The 16,601-nt window shown below is 33.8% G+C and carries 18 protein-coding genes; 6 read left to right on the top strand and 12 right to left on the bottom strand.

Going from position 1 to position 16,601, the window contains the following annotated elements; all coding sequences use genetic code 11:
• Window positions 1-17 precede the first annotated feature (17 nt).
• The 12 genes from rpsU to Y10_RS16650 all read right to left on the bottom strand — a co-directional run bounded on the left by rpsU (window position 18) and on the right by Y10_RS16650 (window position 11,432).
• The gene (gene rpsU, locus Y10_RS16705; protein WP_281766591.1) at window positions 18-212 is read right to left on the bottom strand and encodes a 30S ribosomal protein S21; all 195 of its coding nucleotides are present in this window, start codon (window positions 210-212) and stop codon (window positions 18-20) included.
• Window positions 213-284: 72 nt separating this feature from the next.
• The gene (locus tag Y10_RS16700; protein ID WP_281766566.1) at window positions 285-1,664 is read right to left on the bottom strand and encodes an alpha-amylase; all 1,380 of its coding nucleotides are present in this window, start codon (window positions 1,662-1,664) and stop codon (window positions 285-287) included.
• Between the two features lie 118 nt (window positions 1,665-1,782).
• Window positions 1,783-2,922: an acyl-CoA dehydrogenase family protein gene (locus Y10_RS16695; RefSeq protein ID WP_281766590.1), complete on the bottom strand. Its 1,140-nt coding sequence runs from the start codon at window positions 2,920-2,922 to the stop codon at window positions 1,783-1,785.
• 96 nt (window positions 2,923-3,018) lie between these two features.
• On the bottom strand, window positions 3,019-3,897 hold the full coding sequence (locus tag Y10_RS16690; protein ID WP_281766565.1) for a ComEA family DNA-binding protein: 879 nt from the start codon (window positions 3,895-3,897) through the stop codon (window positions 3,019-3,021).
• A gap of 14 nt (window positions 3,898-3,911) precedes the next feature.
• Entirely contained in the window at window positions 3,912-5,774 is a 1,863-nt protein-coding gene (locus Y10_RS16685; RefSeq protein ID WP_281766564.1) for an alanine/glycine:cation symporter family protein, read from the bottom strand.
• Between the two features lie 91 nt (window positions 5,775-5,865).
• Complete coding sequence (locus Y10_RS16680; RefSeq protein WP_281766563.1) at window positions 5,866-6,894, bottom strand: potassium channel family protein; 1,029 nt, start codon at window positions 6,892-6,894, stop codon at window positions 5,866-5,868.
• 3 nt (window positions 6,895-6,897) lie between these two features.
• Window positions 6,898-7,125, bottom strand: a complete 228-nt coding sequence (locus tag Y10_RS16675) for a PspC domain-containing protein (protein WP_281766562.1) — start codon at window positions 7,123-7,125, stop codon at window positions 6,898-6,900.
• Window positions 7,126-7,154: 29 nt separating this feature from the next.
• The gene (locus Y10_RS16670; RefSeq protein WP_281766561.1) at window positions 7,155-8,423 is read right to left on the bottom strand and encodes a DUF2851 family protein; all 1,269 of its coding nucleotides are present in this window, start codon (window positions 8,421-8,423) and stop codon (window positions 7,155-7,157) included.
• Window positions 8,424-8,489: 66 nt separating this feature from the next.
• Window positions 8,490-8,795 carry a rhodanese-like domain-containing protein gene (locus Y10_RS16665; protein ID WP_281766560.1) on the bottom strand — a complete coding sequence of 102 codons (306 nt, stop codon included), beginning with the start codon at window positions 8,793-8,795 and terminating at the stop codon, window positions 8,490-8,492.
• 52 nt (window positions 8,796-8,847) lie between these two features.
• Window positions 8,848-9,474 carry a thioredoxin family protein gene (locus Y10_RS16660; protein ID WP_281766559.1) on the bottom strand — a complete coding sequence of 209 codons (627 nt, stop codon included), beginning with the start codon at window positions 9,472-9,474 and terminating at the stop codon, window positions 8,848-8,850.
• A gap of 3 nt (window positions 9,475-9,477) precedes the next feature.
• The gene (locus Y10_RS16655) at window positions 9,478-10,068 is read right to left on the bottom strand and encodes a TlpA disulfide reductase family protein (RefSeq protein ID WP_281766558.1); all 591 of its coding nucleotides are present in this window, start codon (window positions 10,066-10,068) and stop codon (window positions 9,478-9,480) included.
• 137 nt (window positions 10,069-10,205) lie between these two features.
• Window positions 10,206-11,432, bottom strand: a complete 1,227-nt coding sequence (locus tag Y10_RS16650; protein WP_281766557.1) for a permease — start codon at window positions 11,430-11,432, stop codon at window positions 10,206-10,208.
• A gap of 166 nt (window positions 11,433-11,598) precedes the next feature.
• On the opposite strand from Y10_RS16650, the gene Y10_RS16645 reads away from it, so the two are divergent.
• The 6 genes from Y10_RS16645 to trpD all read left to right on the top strand — a co-directional run bounded on the left by Y10_RS16645 (window position 11,599) and on the right by trpD (window position 16,601).
• On the top strand, window positions 11,599-12,048 hold the full coding sequence (locus Y10_RS16645; protein ID WP_281766556.1) for a MarR family winged helix-turn-helix transcriptional regulator: 450 nt from the start codon (window positions 11,599-11,601) through the stop codon (window positions 12,046-12,048).
• A gap of 2 nt (window positions 12,049-12,050) precedes the next feature.
• A complete protein-coding gene (locus tag Y10_RS16640) occupies window positions 12,051-12,683 on the top strand; it encodes an NAD(P)H-dependent oxidoreductase (RefSeq protein ID WP_281766555.1) in 633 nt (210 codons plus the stop codon).
• A gap of 24 nt (window positions 12,684-12,707) precedes the next feature.
• Entirely contained in the window at window positions 12,708-13,268 is a 561-nt protein-coding gene (locus tag Y10_RS16635) for a YceI family protein (protein WP_281766554.1), read from the top strand.
• A 313-nt stretch (window positions 13,269-13,581) separates the two neighbouring features.
• Window positions 13,582-14,982, top strand: coding sequence for an anthranilate synthase component I family protein (locus Y10_RS16630; RefSeq protein WP_281766553.1), 1,401 nt, complete (start codon window positions 13,582-13,584; stop codon window positions 14,980-14,982).
• Between the two features lie 4 nt (window positions 14,983-14,986).
• The gene (locus Y10_RS16625; protein WP_281766552.1) at window positions 14,987-15,553 is read left to right on the top strand and encodes an anthranilate synthase component II; all 567 of its coding nucleotides are present in this window, start codon (window positions 14,987-14,989) and stop codon (window positions 15,551-15,553) included.
• A gap of 52 nt (window positions 15,554-15,605) precedes the next feature.
• A complete protein-coding gene (gene trpD, locus Y10_RS16620; RefSeq protein ID WP_281766551.1) occupies window positions 15,606-16,601 on the top strand; it encodes an anthranilate phosphoribosyltransferase in 996 nt (331 codons plus the stop codon).

Here is a 16,601-nt window from a genome sequence, read left to right as displayed (position 1 = left end):
TATGATGCAGACAAAGCTTACACTTCTTCTTGATCTCTCAAATGTTGCACATATTGTGCTTTTTGAATCTGAGCTCTTTTAGCAACAGAAGGTTTCGTGAACTGCTGACGGCTTCTTAGCTTACGCATAGTTCCCGTTCTGTCGAATTTTCTCTTGTAGCGTTTTAACGCTCTATCTATATTTTCTCCTTCTTTTATAGGTATAATCAACATATCTTTACCACCTCCTTTCGTTTGGAAGTGCAAAATTAGAAATAATTTTAATATACCAAATATTTTTTTAAATTATTTTGTAGACCATACTGTATACCCGTGTGGTGGTGCCTGAATTTTAACCCAAGTACCTGATTGTGTGGTAGGTTCCCAAGATGAATTTCCTGTATAATCTTTAATTACTGTATTACTCCAATTAGTAGGCACCCATCTTTCTAACCAACTATCACTATTATTAATGTATACAATTAACCCACTAGAGTTGTATCCGTTTCTTTTAGCAATATACTCATCGTTATCTACATGTAAAATATCGGTACTACCACTAGCTAAGTTATTATGAATCCAAATTAAATTATTTAATTTATTCTTATCTAGCCATTCTTCATAATCTCTGTAAAAAATAGTAGGATACCCTTCATGGGTTAAAATGTAGGCATAAGCCAAAATTTTATTGTTAAAAATTTCATCGGTATCATGGTTTGCCACAAAAGTTACAGCTTTACTACCATTTACCTTCCATAACATATTATTATTAAGGTTATTTAAGTCGTTATTACTAAATGCATCTCTCATGGCATAGTAACAAGCAAAATCAAAAGCACTTGCATTTGCTTGACTAGTCCACCAGTCTAAAGTAGACACATTGCTATCCCAATATTCACCAACAGCAAAACCACCAACAGCATTTACCCAAGAGTTTACTACCCATGGCTCAAAACCTTTCACATAGTCAAAACGCCAACCGTCAAAACCTATAGTATTCTTATAGTATTTTGCTACAGAGTTAGAATTGTTCCATAACCAATCTTGTACATAAGATTTGTGATGGCATAAATCTGGGAAGCCTCCAAAAGCACCATAATCATTGCTATGGTAATCATTAGGGTGAAAATCATAACTAGATCTTAGGAAATTACCGGATGCTGGTTGAAAATCGGTCCAAGTATTCCCGCCTGTAAACGGATTCGCTTCAGACCCTCCTCCACTATTATGATTAATTACAATATCAGCAATAACGCTAACGTTTGAGTTATGAGCTGTAGTAATTAAATTTTGAAGCTCTGTTAACGACCCAAATCTGGTTTCAGTACTTCCCATTTGATTGTAATTACCAAAATCATAATAATCAAAAGGATCATACCCCATAGAAAAAGGTCCGTTTTGAGCTTTGCTTGCTGGTGGTAACCAAATAGCATCAATACCCGCATTACTCCAATCAGCAACTTTAGTAGACACGGTATTCCACCACGTACCACCATCTGGTACATCCCAATAAAAGGCCTGCATCATTACTCCAGAACCCATACTGCGCTGCGCATTGGTGTTTAAAGCATTTTCTTTGTCAAAGGGATTGTCAATTGCAGCTTCTTCGAATTCTACATCGTTTTTACTACAACTTAAAGTGAGCACTAAGAATAGTAAATAAATAAATGAAATTGATTTTTTCATAATATACTGGTTTATTTTTTATGAATTTATAAAATAAACCAGTGCAAAAATACCTATAAACCAATAAAGGATTAACTTAAACGTTATAGTGTTAATAACTTCTTAAATTAAGAAGTACTTAGGAAAGTATATTTCTTGAGATAACTACTTTTTGAATCTCTGTAGTGCCTTCACCTATGGTACACAATTTAGCGTCTCTGTAGAACTTCTCTACAGGAAAATCTTTGGTGTATCCATAACCTCCGTGTATTTGTATCGCTTCATTGGCTATTGCTACGCAAGCTTCAGAAGCGTACATTTTAGCCATAGCCCCAATTTTAGTAACAGGAAGGTGTTTATTTTTTAAAGAAGCTGCTTTATGTATTAGTAACTCTGAAGCTTCAATTTGCGTTGCCATGTCTGCCAATTTAAAAGAAACCCCTTGAAAAGCGCTAATTGGCTTACCAAACTGTACTCTTTCTTTAGAATATTGTAAAGCGGCTTCGTAAGCACCTTTAGCAATACCTAAAGATAATGCTGCTATAGATATGCGCCCTCCGTCTAATATTTTCATCGCTTGAATAAAACCTTCTCCTACCTCTCCTAACCTATTTTCATCTGAAATTCTACAATCTTGAAAAACAAGTTCTGTAGTTTCACTAGCACGCATACCAAGCTTATCTTCTTTTTTACCACTAGAAAAACCAGGTGTTCCTTTTTCTATCACAAAAGCGGTCATACCCCTACTATCTCCTTTTTCTCCAGTTCTTATAATAACTACAGCTACATCACCACTTTTACCGTGTGTTATAAAATTCTTAGCTCCATTAATAATCCATTCATTACCATCTTTCACAGCAGTCGTATTCATACCGCCAGCATCAGAACCTGTATTATGTTCAGTTAATCCCCAGGCACCAATCCATTCTCCTGTAGCCAATTTAGGCAACCACTTCGCCTTTTGATCTTCGTTACCAAAAGATAGAATATGATTTGTACAAAGTGAATTATGTGCTGCTACAGACAAACCAATAGAAGGGTCTATTTTAGATATCTCTTCTATAATAGCAACATATTCATGGTATCCTAAACCAGAACCACCGTAATGCTCAGGAACCAAAATTCCCATAAAGCCATACTCTCCAGCCTTTTTAAAAACATCTACGGGAAATATTTGTTGTTCATCCCATGTTCTCACATGAGGCTTTATAAACTGTAAAGAAAAATCTCTTGCAGATTCTGCAACCATTTGTTGAGTTTCAGAATACTCAAAATTCATATCCAATGAAGTATCTATATCCATATATCAATGTTTACTTTAGACAAAAATATAAACAGTACAAACTATTTGTATTTTTCAAAGCAGTAGTGGTTATTAGTTAGTTAAATAGAAATAAAGGGGAAGCCTGCTAAATTGTTTCTCTGTTATTATTTGAGCGTTCAGCAGTTCTTCAAATGTAGTAATATTTCCGTGACTACTCCTAAATTTTAAAATAGATTTAGCAGTTTTGTAAGTCAAATACGGATTTTCTGTTAGTCTTTTTAGAGAAATCGTATTCAAATTTACCTTTTCAATAGCAGGACTAGAAATAACTGTAAAGGTTTCTAACACCTTGCTTATTGTAGGTTCATCAATACCCCAAACTTCGTATAGTTGATCATCTAAAGAAAAACCATGCAACTTTACTCTATACGTTATAATACGCTCAGCAAGCACTTTTCCTATTCCTTTAACCGCTATTAAATCTTCCTCCGAAGCCTGGTTAATATCCATCTTCTTTTCATTTGACTCTGAAAAATCTAATACTATGGTATTTGTTTCTTTAGTACTTAAAGCTGATTTCTTTTGTGTCCATTCCGGAAATTTAAAATAGGGAGATATGCTATCTAACCATTTATTAGAAACCTGTGTAACCTCTTGAAACTCCTTTGCCGAGTTAACAAAGCTATTACTTTCTCTAAAAGAGAGTAACCTATCAATTTCTTCTACTGACATACCCAAGGTATATCCTTTTGCATCGGTTATATAATTTGGGTTAAATGGTTGAATGGTATATTTCTTTTGCTGCTCTTTAAGAATAAGACTATCTATAAAACCATTAACTTCTAAAGAAGCTTCTTCATTATAAGCATTGGAAACACCTGTAAATTTAACTACAAAATAAATGGCTTGTATAACCACTATAAGTAGCACTAAAAGCAAAATCCCATTTCGCTCTTTCTTCTGAAATTGGAAATGGGATTTTGTACTCATTATATATCTTATTATTATTTTGCTAAATCATCAGCACCTTCTTCTAATGCTTCATGCTTTTTATGTATAGCGTTTAAATATCTGTTAAGCTCTTTTCTTACTACAGGAGATAATAACACTACCCCTATAATATTAGGCACAACCATAGCAAAAATCATAGCATCTGAAAAGTCAATTACAGCACCTAAACTAATAGAAGCACCTACCACAACAAACATCAAGAATAAAATCTTATAGATTAAATCTGTTATTTTTCCTTTACCAAATAAGAACTTCCATCCTTGCATACCATAGTAAGACCAAGAAATCATGGTAGAGAAAGCAAACAAGATAACCGCTATAGTTAACACAATAGAGAAATGAGGAATTACACTATCAAAAGCTATAGCTGTTTTCTCAACACCCTCTTTAACCTCTACACCATACTGCATTACAGAACCATCAAAATTAGTAATGATAATAACCAATGCTGTCATTGTACAAATAACTACAGTATCTACAAACGGCTCTAATAAAGCTACAATACCCTCACTAGCTGCATACTTGGTACGCACAGCAGAGTGCGCAATAGCAGCAGAACCAACACCTGCCTCGTTAGAGAAAGCACCACGTCTAATACCTTGAATCATTACCCCTATAAGTCCACCTGCAATTCCTAAACCTGAAAATGCTCCTTCAAATATCAGTCCAAATGCATCACCTATCTGATCGAAATGGAATCCTAAAATTACTAAAGATGCCACTACATAGATACCAGCCATAAATGGCACAATTTTTTCGGTTACTGAAGCAATTCTTTTAATACCTCCAATAATAACCACAGCAACAATAACTGCCATTACCATACCAAAATACATTCCGGCATTTTCATTTTCAGTACCTAATAATTTCACAAACTGAGCAGCTGCCTGATTTGCTTGGAACATGTTACCACCACCAAACGAACCTCCTACAACAAAGATTGCGAATATAATTGCCAATACTTTACCAAAACCTCCAGCTCCTTTTTCTTTTAATCCTTTAGTTAAGTAGTACATTGGTCCTCCGTATACAGTACCATCAGGTCCTACATCTCTATATTTAACTCCTAAAGTACACTCGGCAAACTTAGAAGCCATCCCTAATAATCCGGCAACAATCATCCAAAAGGTAGCCCCAGGACCACCTATAGACAATGCTACAGCAACCCCTGCAATATTACCTAAACCAACTGTAGCAGACAATGCAGCAGTTAATGCTTGGAAGTGAGAAACTTCTCCATCTGCTCCATCTTCTTCAATTGCCTCTAAAGCTTCATCTTGTGTAGTATCTTCACCATATAAGGTATCTACACCATGCTTTTCTATATCTTCATATTTACCTTGTACAACTCTAATAGAGGTTGCAAACCCAGTAAAATTGATAAACTTAAAGTAAATTGTAAAGAACAATGCTCCACCAATCAATACAATTAACACCCAAGGAATTTTAGCATACGGAGACCAAGCGTCTACCGTTACTTCACTTGTTTGTGCCAAGGCAGCAGTAGGTATTGCTAAAACAGCACCCTCTTTAACGGTAACGTTTTGAGCTGTTGTTTCTACTTCCTCTGCTATTTTTGCACTAGGCATTAAAATATTACTTACAAATAAGGTATCACCTACTATTTCTCTAGAGTAGTTATCTGGTGTTTCGTTAGTTAAATCTAAAGTAACTTTGGCATCGACAGAACCAAATTTAATTTCTGAAAAAATACCTTCAACAAACCAACCTGTATAACTCTTAAAAGTGGCGTCTATTTTTTCTGAGGTACTCAATTCATTCTCTGTTGAGCTTTCCTGAGCAAAGTTTAAAATTGGAAGTATTGCTAGTAGAAAGGTTAGAAGTTTTTTCTTCATAAAATCAGTCTCTATTATATTTTTTAGTTAAATTTACTTAAAAGATGGTGGCAATTTCTTAAAAATTTAACCAATAATCAAGTTAAACGTCTTAATTGTGATAAAATTCGTTGGAATTAATCCTGAACAGTTCATTTAATTTCACTATTTGTTCTGGTCTACCTAAAACTATAAGTTTAGAATGAGCTTCAAGTAGTTGCGTACTCTCAGGATTTACTATATATTCTCCATTCGGTTTTTTATAACCTATCACATTACACCCTGTTTTTTTACGAATATCTAAATCTAGTATAGAACTAGCTTCTTGCCCTTTTGAAATTTCATCAATAGAAATTTCCTCTAAATTAATATTTGATTTACCATCAAAAGCTAACTGATCCATAAAATGAACCAAATCTGGCAAAACTACCATTGCTGCCATGTGGTCTCCTCCTATTTTATCTGGCATCACGGTTTTATCTGCTCCTGCTAACTTTAATTTACGCAAAGAATTTTCATCTGATGCCCTGCTGACTATGGTCATGTTTTTATTCAATTGCCTAGCCGATAGTACCACAAACAAATTGGAGGCATCATCGGGCAAAGCACAGATTAAACAAGCCGCTCTTTCTACTCCTGCACTTTTTAGCAGCTCATCTTCATTGGCGTTACCCAAAATATACAATACATCGTCTGGTATTTGGTTAGATATCTCTTCGTTCTTTTCTACAATAACAAACGGACGCTTATAAGCTTTTAATTTTTCAGCAGCTTGCTTCCCATTTCGTCCATATCCACAAATTATAACGTGATTTTTTAAAGAGTCAATTTTCTTTTTCATGCGTCGATGTTTAACATTATAGATCGTACTACGTGCCAGTAAATATTCAGTAACTACAGAAACTGCAAAAGCGATAACAAAAAGGCTACAAACAATAAAAACAACGGTAAATATTTTGGTAGGTTCATCGGTAGGTCGTATTTCACTATACCCAACGGTAGATGCCGTAATTATAGTCATCCAAGTTGCCTCTACCCATGAGTATCCGGCAATAACACGATACCCCACTACCCCACTAACTATCATTGTCAGAAATAGGGAGATTGCAATATAAAGTCTGGCTCTAAAAAGTTTAAACATATATTACAAATCAAATACAGAAGTACGTTTTGTATAAATAAGATCTTTTAACTTTAATAAAAAAGCCAAGGTTAAATACACCGCAAACCAAATTCCAAAAGTGGCAAACGTTAGATAGATAAAAAACAAACGTACATTTTTAGCCTTCATTCCAAGTCGCTCTGCAAACCTAGTGGAAACCTCAAAACCGTTTCTCTCAAAAAAGTACTTAATATTATCAAACCATTTCATACGGGTAAAGATACTAATAAATTCAAATTTTATTTTAAAATATTCACCCCTAAAGAACATTGTAAACACTTATGGGCTTTACAATACTGATGATATAACTGAACTAGGGATTGCGATTCTAAAGCATTTTGAACATTTAATTTATAAGACTTAAATCCAGCAACTACCGCATTTTTCTCTGCTGGTAGTGCCATCATTAAATTCATCAATTTTTCCATATCCTCCTCTCCTTTATACTTCATAAAACTAAACCGTAAAGGTATAAGCGTATTTATTATTAATAACTGAATAAAATTTGAAGAAAGTTTTTTCTTTACTCTTTTCGACTGTTTTTGAAACGTATAATGGTCTTCCCAGAACTCAGAAGTTGGCACTTCTAGCACTTTATGATAATCTGAGATTTTATCTAAACTCATCACCAAAGAAAATAACTGCTGATGCTGATGATACAATTGTGCTAATTGAGATAGTCTGAGTGTTGGAAAATTATAAGGTCTTAATTTAAAAAACTGAGGAGGTAAAACTCCTGTATTACTTAAACCAAATTTATGCTTTACATAGGCATACTCTTTCCTAAGAAGCTTCTCATAAGCAGATGGAATTTCAGACGACAACAACCCTGCCTGTCCCATAAATACACTTTCTAACTGTACTGGGTTCTGAAACAACTTTTGTACATGGGAGAAGTTTACACTCTGTGCTATAGACAAAAACGATGCTCCGTTTATATTACCTCCGAAACTTTTCATTAACATTTGAAATAGAACGGCCTCCCAATTGTTATCTGTTTCTTTAAGTAGCTGCTTTACTAATTTTGACTTTTCTTCCAATCTTTCAAAGTACAAACGTTCTAACCATGATGAGCGCACAAAATCGTTTGTATGTTGTAACTGTTTCTCACAGTTGATAAAATGATATTTATGGTAAAGTAACTTTTGATAATCGTTAAGTATACCTAAACTGGTGTAGTGCTTTAATTCTAATACGGGTAAGGTTTGGTTGTTACTATTAAATACTTCTACATCATGCTCCCATACCACATGAAGTATTACATTGTTATAAGCAGGGTCTTTCTCGTGTCCATGCGCAAACCAGTCTGAAGACTTTAAATGCATTTCTACAGTACCAGCCCAATACTGCCTATCTATAATTACTATAGCATTAGAAAAATCTGGACCCGACAAGGTATTGTAAGTTCCAAAACGTTCAATATAAAGATTGCATCCCTCAGTTGTTTTTAACTGCGTAAAATCAAGTTTCTTAAACTTCCAGAGAAAATGTAGAAAATCTTCTTTCATAGATACCACAATAAAAAAATCCCGTGTAAATACGGGATTTTTTTATTCTATTCTATGTGGTTTTCCTTATTCAGTTTCGCCTTCCCACTCCATGATACCTCCTAAAAGATTATACGTATTCTCAATACCCATTTCTTCTAATATTTGGCAAGCCTTTGCGCTTCGTGCTCCAGAACGGCAATACACATAAAAGTTCTTAGATTTATCTAATTCATCAACTTCATAAATAAATCCTTGTCCTTTATATATATCTATGTTGGTAGCCCCAGGTATATGTGTATCTTCAAACTCTTCAGGAGTTCTAACATCTAATAAAAAGGCATTATCATCATTTTTAAATTGCTCTGCCCACTCTTCTTGTGATAAATTCATAATTTTTGTTTTAATCAAAAATACTATTCTCTTACTTAAATATCAATAGTTGTTACACTTTAATAGTACATCCTATCGCTTTTGTAGTTTCGGTAGTAATTGCTTTTCCACTTAACATTGCATCTACTGCATTTTCTAAAAACTTAGTTTCTACTTGGGTTGCATCAAACGCATTATCATCTATTGCTCCTATATATTTTACCACACTTCCTTCTTTTGTATTCTGTAATAAAAACACATGCGGCGTTTTGGTAGCGCCAAACTGAGGATATACGGTTTGTTTCTCATCTAATAAATAAGGAAATGTATAATTCATAGTCTTGGCACGTTCTTGCATGTTTTCAAAACTATCTTCTGGTTTTACTTTCGGATTGTTTGGGTTAATAGCCAATACCGGCACCCCTTTAGCAGCATACTTTTTATCTAAATCCATTATTCTACTTTCGTATGCTTTAGCAAAAGGGCAGCTATTGCAAGTAAAAACTACTATCACACCTTTCTTAGATGCATAATCATCTAAAGAAACCATTTTACCATCTACATTTTTAAGTTTAAAAGTAGTTACTACATCTCCTATTTGGTATCCGTTCGACTTGCCAATTTCTTTAATTGACTTTGGCACAAAAGCCATTATCAGAATGGCTAAGGAAAGTCCTGCTAATATTTTAAATGTTTTCATATCTTAAAAATAATTCTTTACGGTTTCTTCTAATTCTAAAAAGGTAAATGATTGTTCATAAAAGGCTCGTTTATCCTTATTATAAATAAGGGTGGCAGGAATTGCCCCTGACCAATCTTTTGATACTTTTGGAATCCACTCATTCATATGCGTATCATTTAAAAACACCACTTTACTTTGAATATCCTTTTTAGCTAAAAAGGGTAGTAATTGGGTTTCTACCTTATTAGGAAAATCTAAACTTACCAATATAACTTCTACATTATCTACAGCATACTTAGCGTTTAACTCTTCAAAATGTGGCAATTCTTTAACGCAAGGACCACACCAAGTTGCCCAAAAGTTTATTACATAAGTTTTATCGTCATTCACACTTAGTACTTCTTTTTGAAGTTCAGAGAAGTTCATGACTCTAATTTCCTTATCACCACTATTGATTAACTTAGGTAAGTCTGTAGATTCCTCTGGTTTCGTTTCTGTTATTTCAGAAGCCGTTTTATTATCCTTCTCTTTATGCTCTGGTTTAGAATCACACGAAAATGCGCCTAGTGTTAGTAGCATTAAAAAAGTGATAGAACGTATTTTTTTTATCATTATATAATTTTACACAAAAACTAGAATAAGAAGCATTTACCCATCTAAAATCCAAAGTAATATCACTTACATTTTCCAGCTTATTTTATCTATAAGTGTTAAAATTAAATATTTTAAACAAGGTGAAACCTAGATTATTAAGAGTTTATAAATACTTTAACAACAAGCCCTCCAATTAACCAAACATAACAAACTATTGCAGCATACCTTAAAACCTGCTCTAAAACTTTACTTTTAGGAGCCATCTCTTTCATATACATCATGTCTTTATACTTCACATGAGCCAAGTAAAATAAATATCCAGACAGTAGTATAAAGCCTATATTTAAGAATAAGGTATAGTTTACTTTAAAAAACTCTTGACTACTTATTGTCACTTGTGATGGGTCTGGTAATAATTGAAAGGCTTCAAAACCGTAATAAAGTACCAACGAAGCACCAATAAGAGATACAAACAATAATAACATAATAAATAAAGCCATTTTCCACCCATAATACTTAGCGTTGATTCTCAGTACCGGAAACACTACCAAATCGCTAAATATAAACGCTATAACACCTGCAAAACTTACCCCCTTACCAAAGAGTAAGGCAGCCAAAGGTATATTACCCATAGACCCTATAAACGTAATAAAAGCCACTACCGGACCAATAACAATATGCTCTAAAATGGTAAAGAAACCATAATCTGTATTTTCTCCTCCAGTATTTATAAATAGGGTTTGAAAAAATGAATCAGGTACAAAAGCAGCTACAATTCCTGCAATTGTAAAACCTACAGTAACATCTTTCCAAACCATTTTCCATTCCATACCAAACTGCTTTGCCACTTTAGCCCAGTTTTCTTCAGATTGGACTTTTTCAGAAAAAGAGGTCTTACTATTGTTATTATCCTCATCTACTTCTCCTAAATTCTTACGTGCTTCTTCTATTAGTTTTTTAGGTTTAATAATTTTAATAAGCAACCAAGAAATTAGAATTAATAAAACTCCACCGGCATACTCCCCAACTACAAATTGCCATCCTAAGAAAATAGAAATGATGATTCCCAATTCAATTACTAAATTGGTAGATGCTAGTAAAAACGCTATAGAAGAAACAAAACTAGCGCCCTTTTTAAATAACGATTTTGTTGAGGCTAATGCTGCAAAACTACAAGAGCTACTTATAAAGCCAAACAAGCTTCCCAAAAGTACTCCTTTAGATTCCTTTTGTCCCATAGCACTTTGCATGCGCTTCTCAGTTACAAATACCTGAATAAAACTACTTATTAAATAACCCAACATGAATGCCCACACAGACATCCAAAAAAAGCCAGCACTTGTATAAGCAGCTTCACCCCAATTCTGTAGAAATGTTTGCATATTTTTTCTTTCAAGTTACACTGTCACAAGATTTCTATCAAAACTTTATTATTACTTTATAACTGATACTGATGATATTACTGCTAATTATAAAAAATTAACATATCATTTAGTTTTCGTATCTAAAATATACATACATTTGTATATACAAATATTGTAACAACAAATGAGAATCGAAGAAATCATAAAATCGGAAAACGTTGATATTTCAAAAAAAGTGATACTAAATGTAATGTATTCAAATTCTAAATTGAATGAAACGTTTTACGTAGCACTGAAACCCTTCGATATGTCTACCGAGCAATTTAACGTTTTACGCATTTTGAGAGGTCAAAAAGGAAACGCTCTTAATATGTCTGATATTCAAGAACGAATGATTGCTAAAACAAGTAACACTACTCGGTTAGTAGATAAACTTTTAAAGAAAGAACTGGTAACTAGAAGAGTTTGTAAAGACAATAGACGTAAAATGGATGTTTCTATTACCGACAAAGGTTTAGAATTATTAAAAATTTTAGACCCTTTAGTAAAGGCACATGAAGAACATTTTACCAATAAATTAAATGAAGAAGAATTAGACACGTTAAATAAATTATTAGAAAAATTTAGATCATAACTATGAGTACTTATATTGAAAGTTTAGAGTGGAGATATGCTACTAAGCAATTTGACTCCTCAAAAAAAATTAGCACTGACAACCTTAACATCTTAAAAGAAGCTGTAAGATTAACTGCCTCTTCTTACGGAATGCAGCCTTATGAAGTTTTTGATGTACAAAACGAAGAAGTAAGAGAACAACTGAGAGCTGTTGGCTACAACCAACCACAAATTACTGAAGCTTCTCACCTTTTTGTTTTTGCAGCTAAGACTGATGTTACATCGGCAGATGTAGATACTTACATGAAACTTGTTAGTGAAACTAGAAACGTGCCTTTAGAAAATTTAGAAGGATTTAGCGGAATGATAAATGGTGCTGTTGTTGCCTTACCACAAGAAGTAAAAGCTACTTGGTCTGCTAAACAAGCTTATATTGCTCTAGGGAACCTTTTATCTGCAGCAGCTACGCTAAAAATTGACGTATGCCCTATGGAAGGTTTTGATGCAAATGGTTTTGATGATGTTTTAGGCTTAAAAGAAAAAGGTTTACATACTGCTGTTATCGCTACCCTTGGTTACAGAAGCGAAGAAGACGTAACTAAAGATGCAGCAAAAGTTAGAAAATCAACAGAGGATTTATTTACAACTATATAATTAAATTAATTTAAAAACAAAACGATGAGAAAAAAGTTAGCAGCATTAGCTTTAGCATTAGTTGCAGTTGTTACTGTAAGTGCACAAACAAAAACAGTGAAAGCAAGTGAAAGTAAAATCACTTGGAAAGGTTACAAAGTAACAGGATCTCACGAAGGTACTATTGACCTTAAAAGTGGTACTTTAAAATTTGACGGTGATAAATTAACTGGTGGTGAGTTTGTTGTTGATATGACTACTATCGGAGCTACCGATTTAGAAGGTGATATGAAAGGTAAACTTGATGGTCACTTAAAATCTGCAGATTTCTTTGGTACTGACACTTACAAAACTGCTAAGTTAGTTATTACTAAAGTGAAATCTACTGGTAAAAACAGCTATAAAGTAACTGGTAACCTAACTATTAAGAAAACTACAGAGCCTATTACTTTTGATATGTCTGTATACGGAAGTAAAGCTACTGCAACCTTAAAAGTTGACCGTTCTAAGTATGATGTAAGATACGGATCTGGTAGTTTCTTTGATGGTTTAGGAGATAAAACTATCTATGATGAGTTTGACTTAGTTGTTGACTTACAATTCTAAAAAATATTGATGCCCCCAAAAATCAATTTTTATTAGCCTTTTCCCCCATTTTAATAAAACTTACGTTACAACAAACCGCCTTAAAGGCGGTTTGTTTGTTTAAAAATATATTTTTCTATTGGTTATTTAAAAGAACCTTTCTATCTTTGACTATACAAAAAACAAAAATGAACATTAGATTAACAAATACTTGGTGGTGGATAAACTTACGTCAAAAGTCGTGAGCAAAGCACCTATATAAGTATTACAATATATTTTAAAAGGCTTGTCAATTTCACGACAAGCCTTTTTTTTATGTCAAAAATGAACGAAAATGAAAAAATTTAAACTCAAAACACACTACAAACACCTACTGGCAGACACCCTTACTCCGGTAAGTGTATACCTTAAAATTAGAGATCATTACCCTAATAGTATATTATTAGAAAGTAGTGACTATCACGCTAATAATAATAGTTTTTCTTATATCTGTTTTAATCCCATCGCTTCTATTTCTCTAGAGAATAATGAGATTAGAAAATCGTTTCCTGATGGTACTTCAGAAGAGTTGAGCATTGACCAACATGTAAATGTACCGGCTCATATCAACTCTTTTGCAAGTCAATTTGAAGCAGAAGAAACTACTTTTAAATTTATAAATAATGGCTTGTTTGGTTATTTAGCGTATGATGCAGTACAATACTTTGAAGATGTAACGGTTTCTAAAAAACCAGCTTCTTTAAATATCCCTGATGCTTTTTACTCTGTATATCAAAACATCATTGCCATTAATCATTTTAAAAATGAGGCTTATGTTTTTGCGCATTGCTATGAAGAAGAAAACAATATTGCAGAAATAGAAACCCTCTTGAATGCACGTAATTTTACTACCTATAACTTTACACCAGAAGGGGATCCTACTTCTGTTTTAACTGATGCAGAATATAAAGAACACGTAAAACTTGCTAAAAAACATGCCCACAGAGGAGACATTTTTCAACTGGTATTAAGCAGACGTTTTTCTCAAAAATTTAAAGGAGACGAATTTAACGTATACAGAGCTTTAAGAAGCATTAATCCTTCTCCTTACCTGTTTTATTTTGATTACGGTAACTTCAAAATATTTGGTAGCTCACCAGAGGCACAATTAGTAGTACAAGACAATATTGCAGAAATACACCCTATTGCCGGTACCTTTAAAAGAACAGGTAACGATGTTCAGGATGCTGAATTGGCTAAAAAATTAGCCGCTGATGAAAAAGAAAATGCAGAACATGTAATGCTTGTTGACCTTGCCAGAAATGATTTAAGCAGAAACGGAACCAATGTTACCGTTGATACTTATAAAGAGGTTCAGTACTTTTCACATGTAATCCACTTAGTATCTAAAGTTACTGGAACTAAAAAACCTGAAATACCAACCATGCAGGTGGTTGCCGACACTTTCCCTGCTGGTACATTAAGTGGAGCGCCAAAGCACATGGCTATGCAACTAATTGAGAAGTACGAAAAAACCAATAGGGATTTTTACGGTGGTGCCATCGGGTTTATGGATTTTAAAGGCAATTTTAACCATGCCATTATGATACGTACATTTTTAAGCAAAAACCATGAATTACATTACCAAGCAGGTGCTGGTTTGGTATCGGAATCTAACGAGGAATCAGAATTACAAGAAGTATATAATAAGCTAGGAGCATTAACCAAGGCTATTGAAATAGCAAAAGAAATTTAAGACAATGAACATTTTAGTGATAGATAATTACGACAGCTTTACCTACAATTTGGTACACTACCTAGAAGACCTTGGTTGCAATGTTACTGTAAAGCGAAATGACCAACTTACCTTAGATGAAGTTGAACCTTTTGAAAAAATAGTACTCTCTCCAGGGCCTGGAATACCAGACGAAGCAGGACTTTTAAAAGAAATCATAAAAGAATATGCGCCTACTAAAAGTATCTTTGGAGTATGCTTAGGCCTACAAGCCATTGGTGAAGTTTTTGGTGGTAGCATTACCAACCTCAACAAAGTTTATCATGGAGTAGCTACAAAAGTAACCATAACTAAAGAAGATGTACTTTTTAAAGATTTACCTAGAGAAATTGAAGTAGGCAGATACCACTCTTGGGTAGTAGCTAATGAACAACTACCAGAGGTTTTAGAAATCACCTCTATAGATGAAAACAACCAAATCATGTCGTTAAGACATGCCATATATGATGTAAGTGGTGTACAATATCACCCAGAATCGGTACTAACCCCACATGGCAAAAAAATATTAGAAAATTGGCTTCAAAGTTCTTAATCACATGTAAAACAGATAAAACTTTTGAAACTAATTAAATACAAAAAATGTCATGAAAACAATATTAAATAGACTTATACATCACGAAACCATTTCTAAAGAAGAAGCAAGAAATGTGTTGGTAAATATATCTAACGGAGCCTACAATACCAGTCAAATAGCTGCATTTTTAACAGTATACATGATGCGTAGCGTTACTACAGATGAGCTAGAAGGTTTTAGAGATGCCCTTTTAGAACTTTGCATACCTGTAGACCTTGGAGGGTATGAAACTATAGACCTTTGTGGAACAGGAGGAGATGGCAAAGATACCTTTAATATCTCTACCTTATCATCCTTTGTTACGGCAGGTGCTGGTGTACATGTAGCAAAACATGGTAATTACGGAGTGTCTTCTAAATGTGGATCTAGTAACGTAATGGAGCACTTAGGTATTAAATTTACGAGTGACGTAGATTTTCTAAAACGTTCGGTAGAAAAAGCTAATATCTGCTTCTTGCATGCACAATTGTTTCACCCTGCTATGAAAAATGTTGGACCAATACGTAAAGAACTTGGTGTTAAAACATTCTTTAACATGCTTGGTCCCATGATTAACCCAGCATTTCCTAAACATCAAATGGTAGGTGTCTTTAGCTTAGAACTAGCCAGATTATATAGTTATCTTTATCAAAAAACAGATAAAAATTATACCATTTTACACGCTTTAGATGGGTACGATGAAATATCTTTAACAGGAGTCACTAAAGCGATTACCAATAATGCTGAGCAAATGCTAACAGCTGAAGATTTTGGAGTAAAAGCACATTCACAAGAAGCTATAAAAGGAGCGGATACTATTGAAGGTACTGCTCAAATTTTTATGAATGTATTAAAAGGTAATGCAACCGATGCTCAAATGAATGTAGTATGTGCCAATGCCGGTACTGCAATAGCTACCGTAAAACAGCTGTCTCCAAAAGAAGGTTTTGAAATAGCTAAAGAATCGCTTTTATCGGGTAAAGCACTTGCATCTTTTGAAACCCTTAGAACCCTAAGTCAAAACTAA

This window comes from Neptunitalea lumnitzerae (genome assembly GCF_027924185.1).
In the GTDB taxonomy this organism is placed as follows: Bacteria; Bacteroidota; Bacteroidia; order Flavobacteriales; family Flavobacteriaceae; genus Neptunitalea; species Neptunitalea lumnitzerae.
Note: the sequence above shows the minus strand (reverse complement) of the source record. Positions and strands in the feature narration are given on the sequence as shown.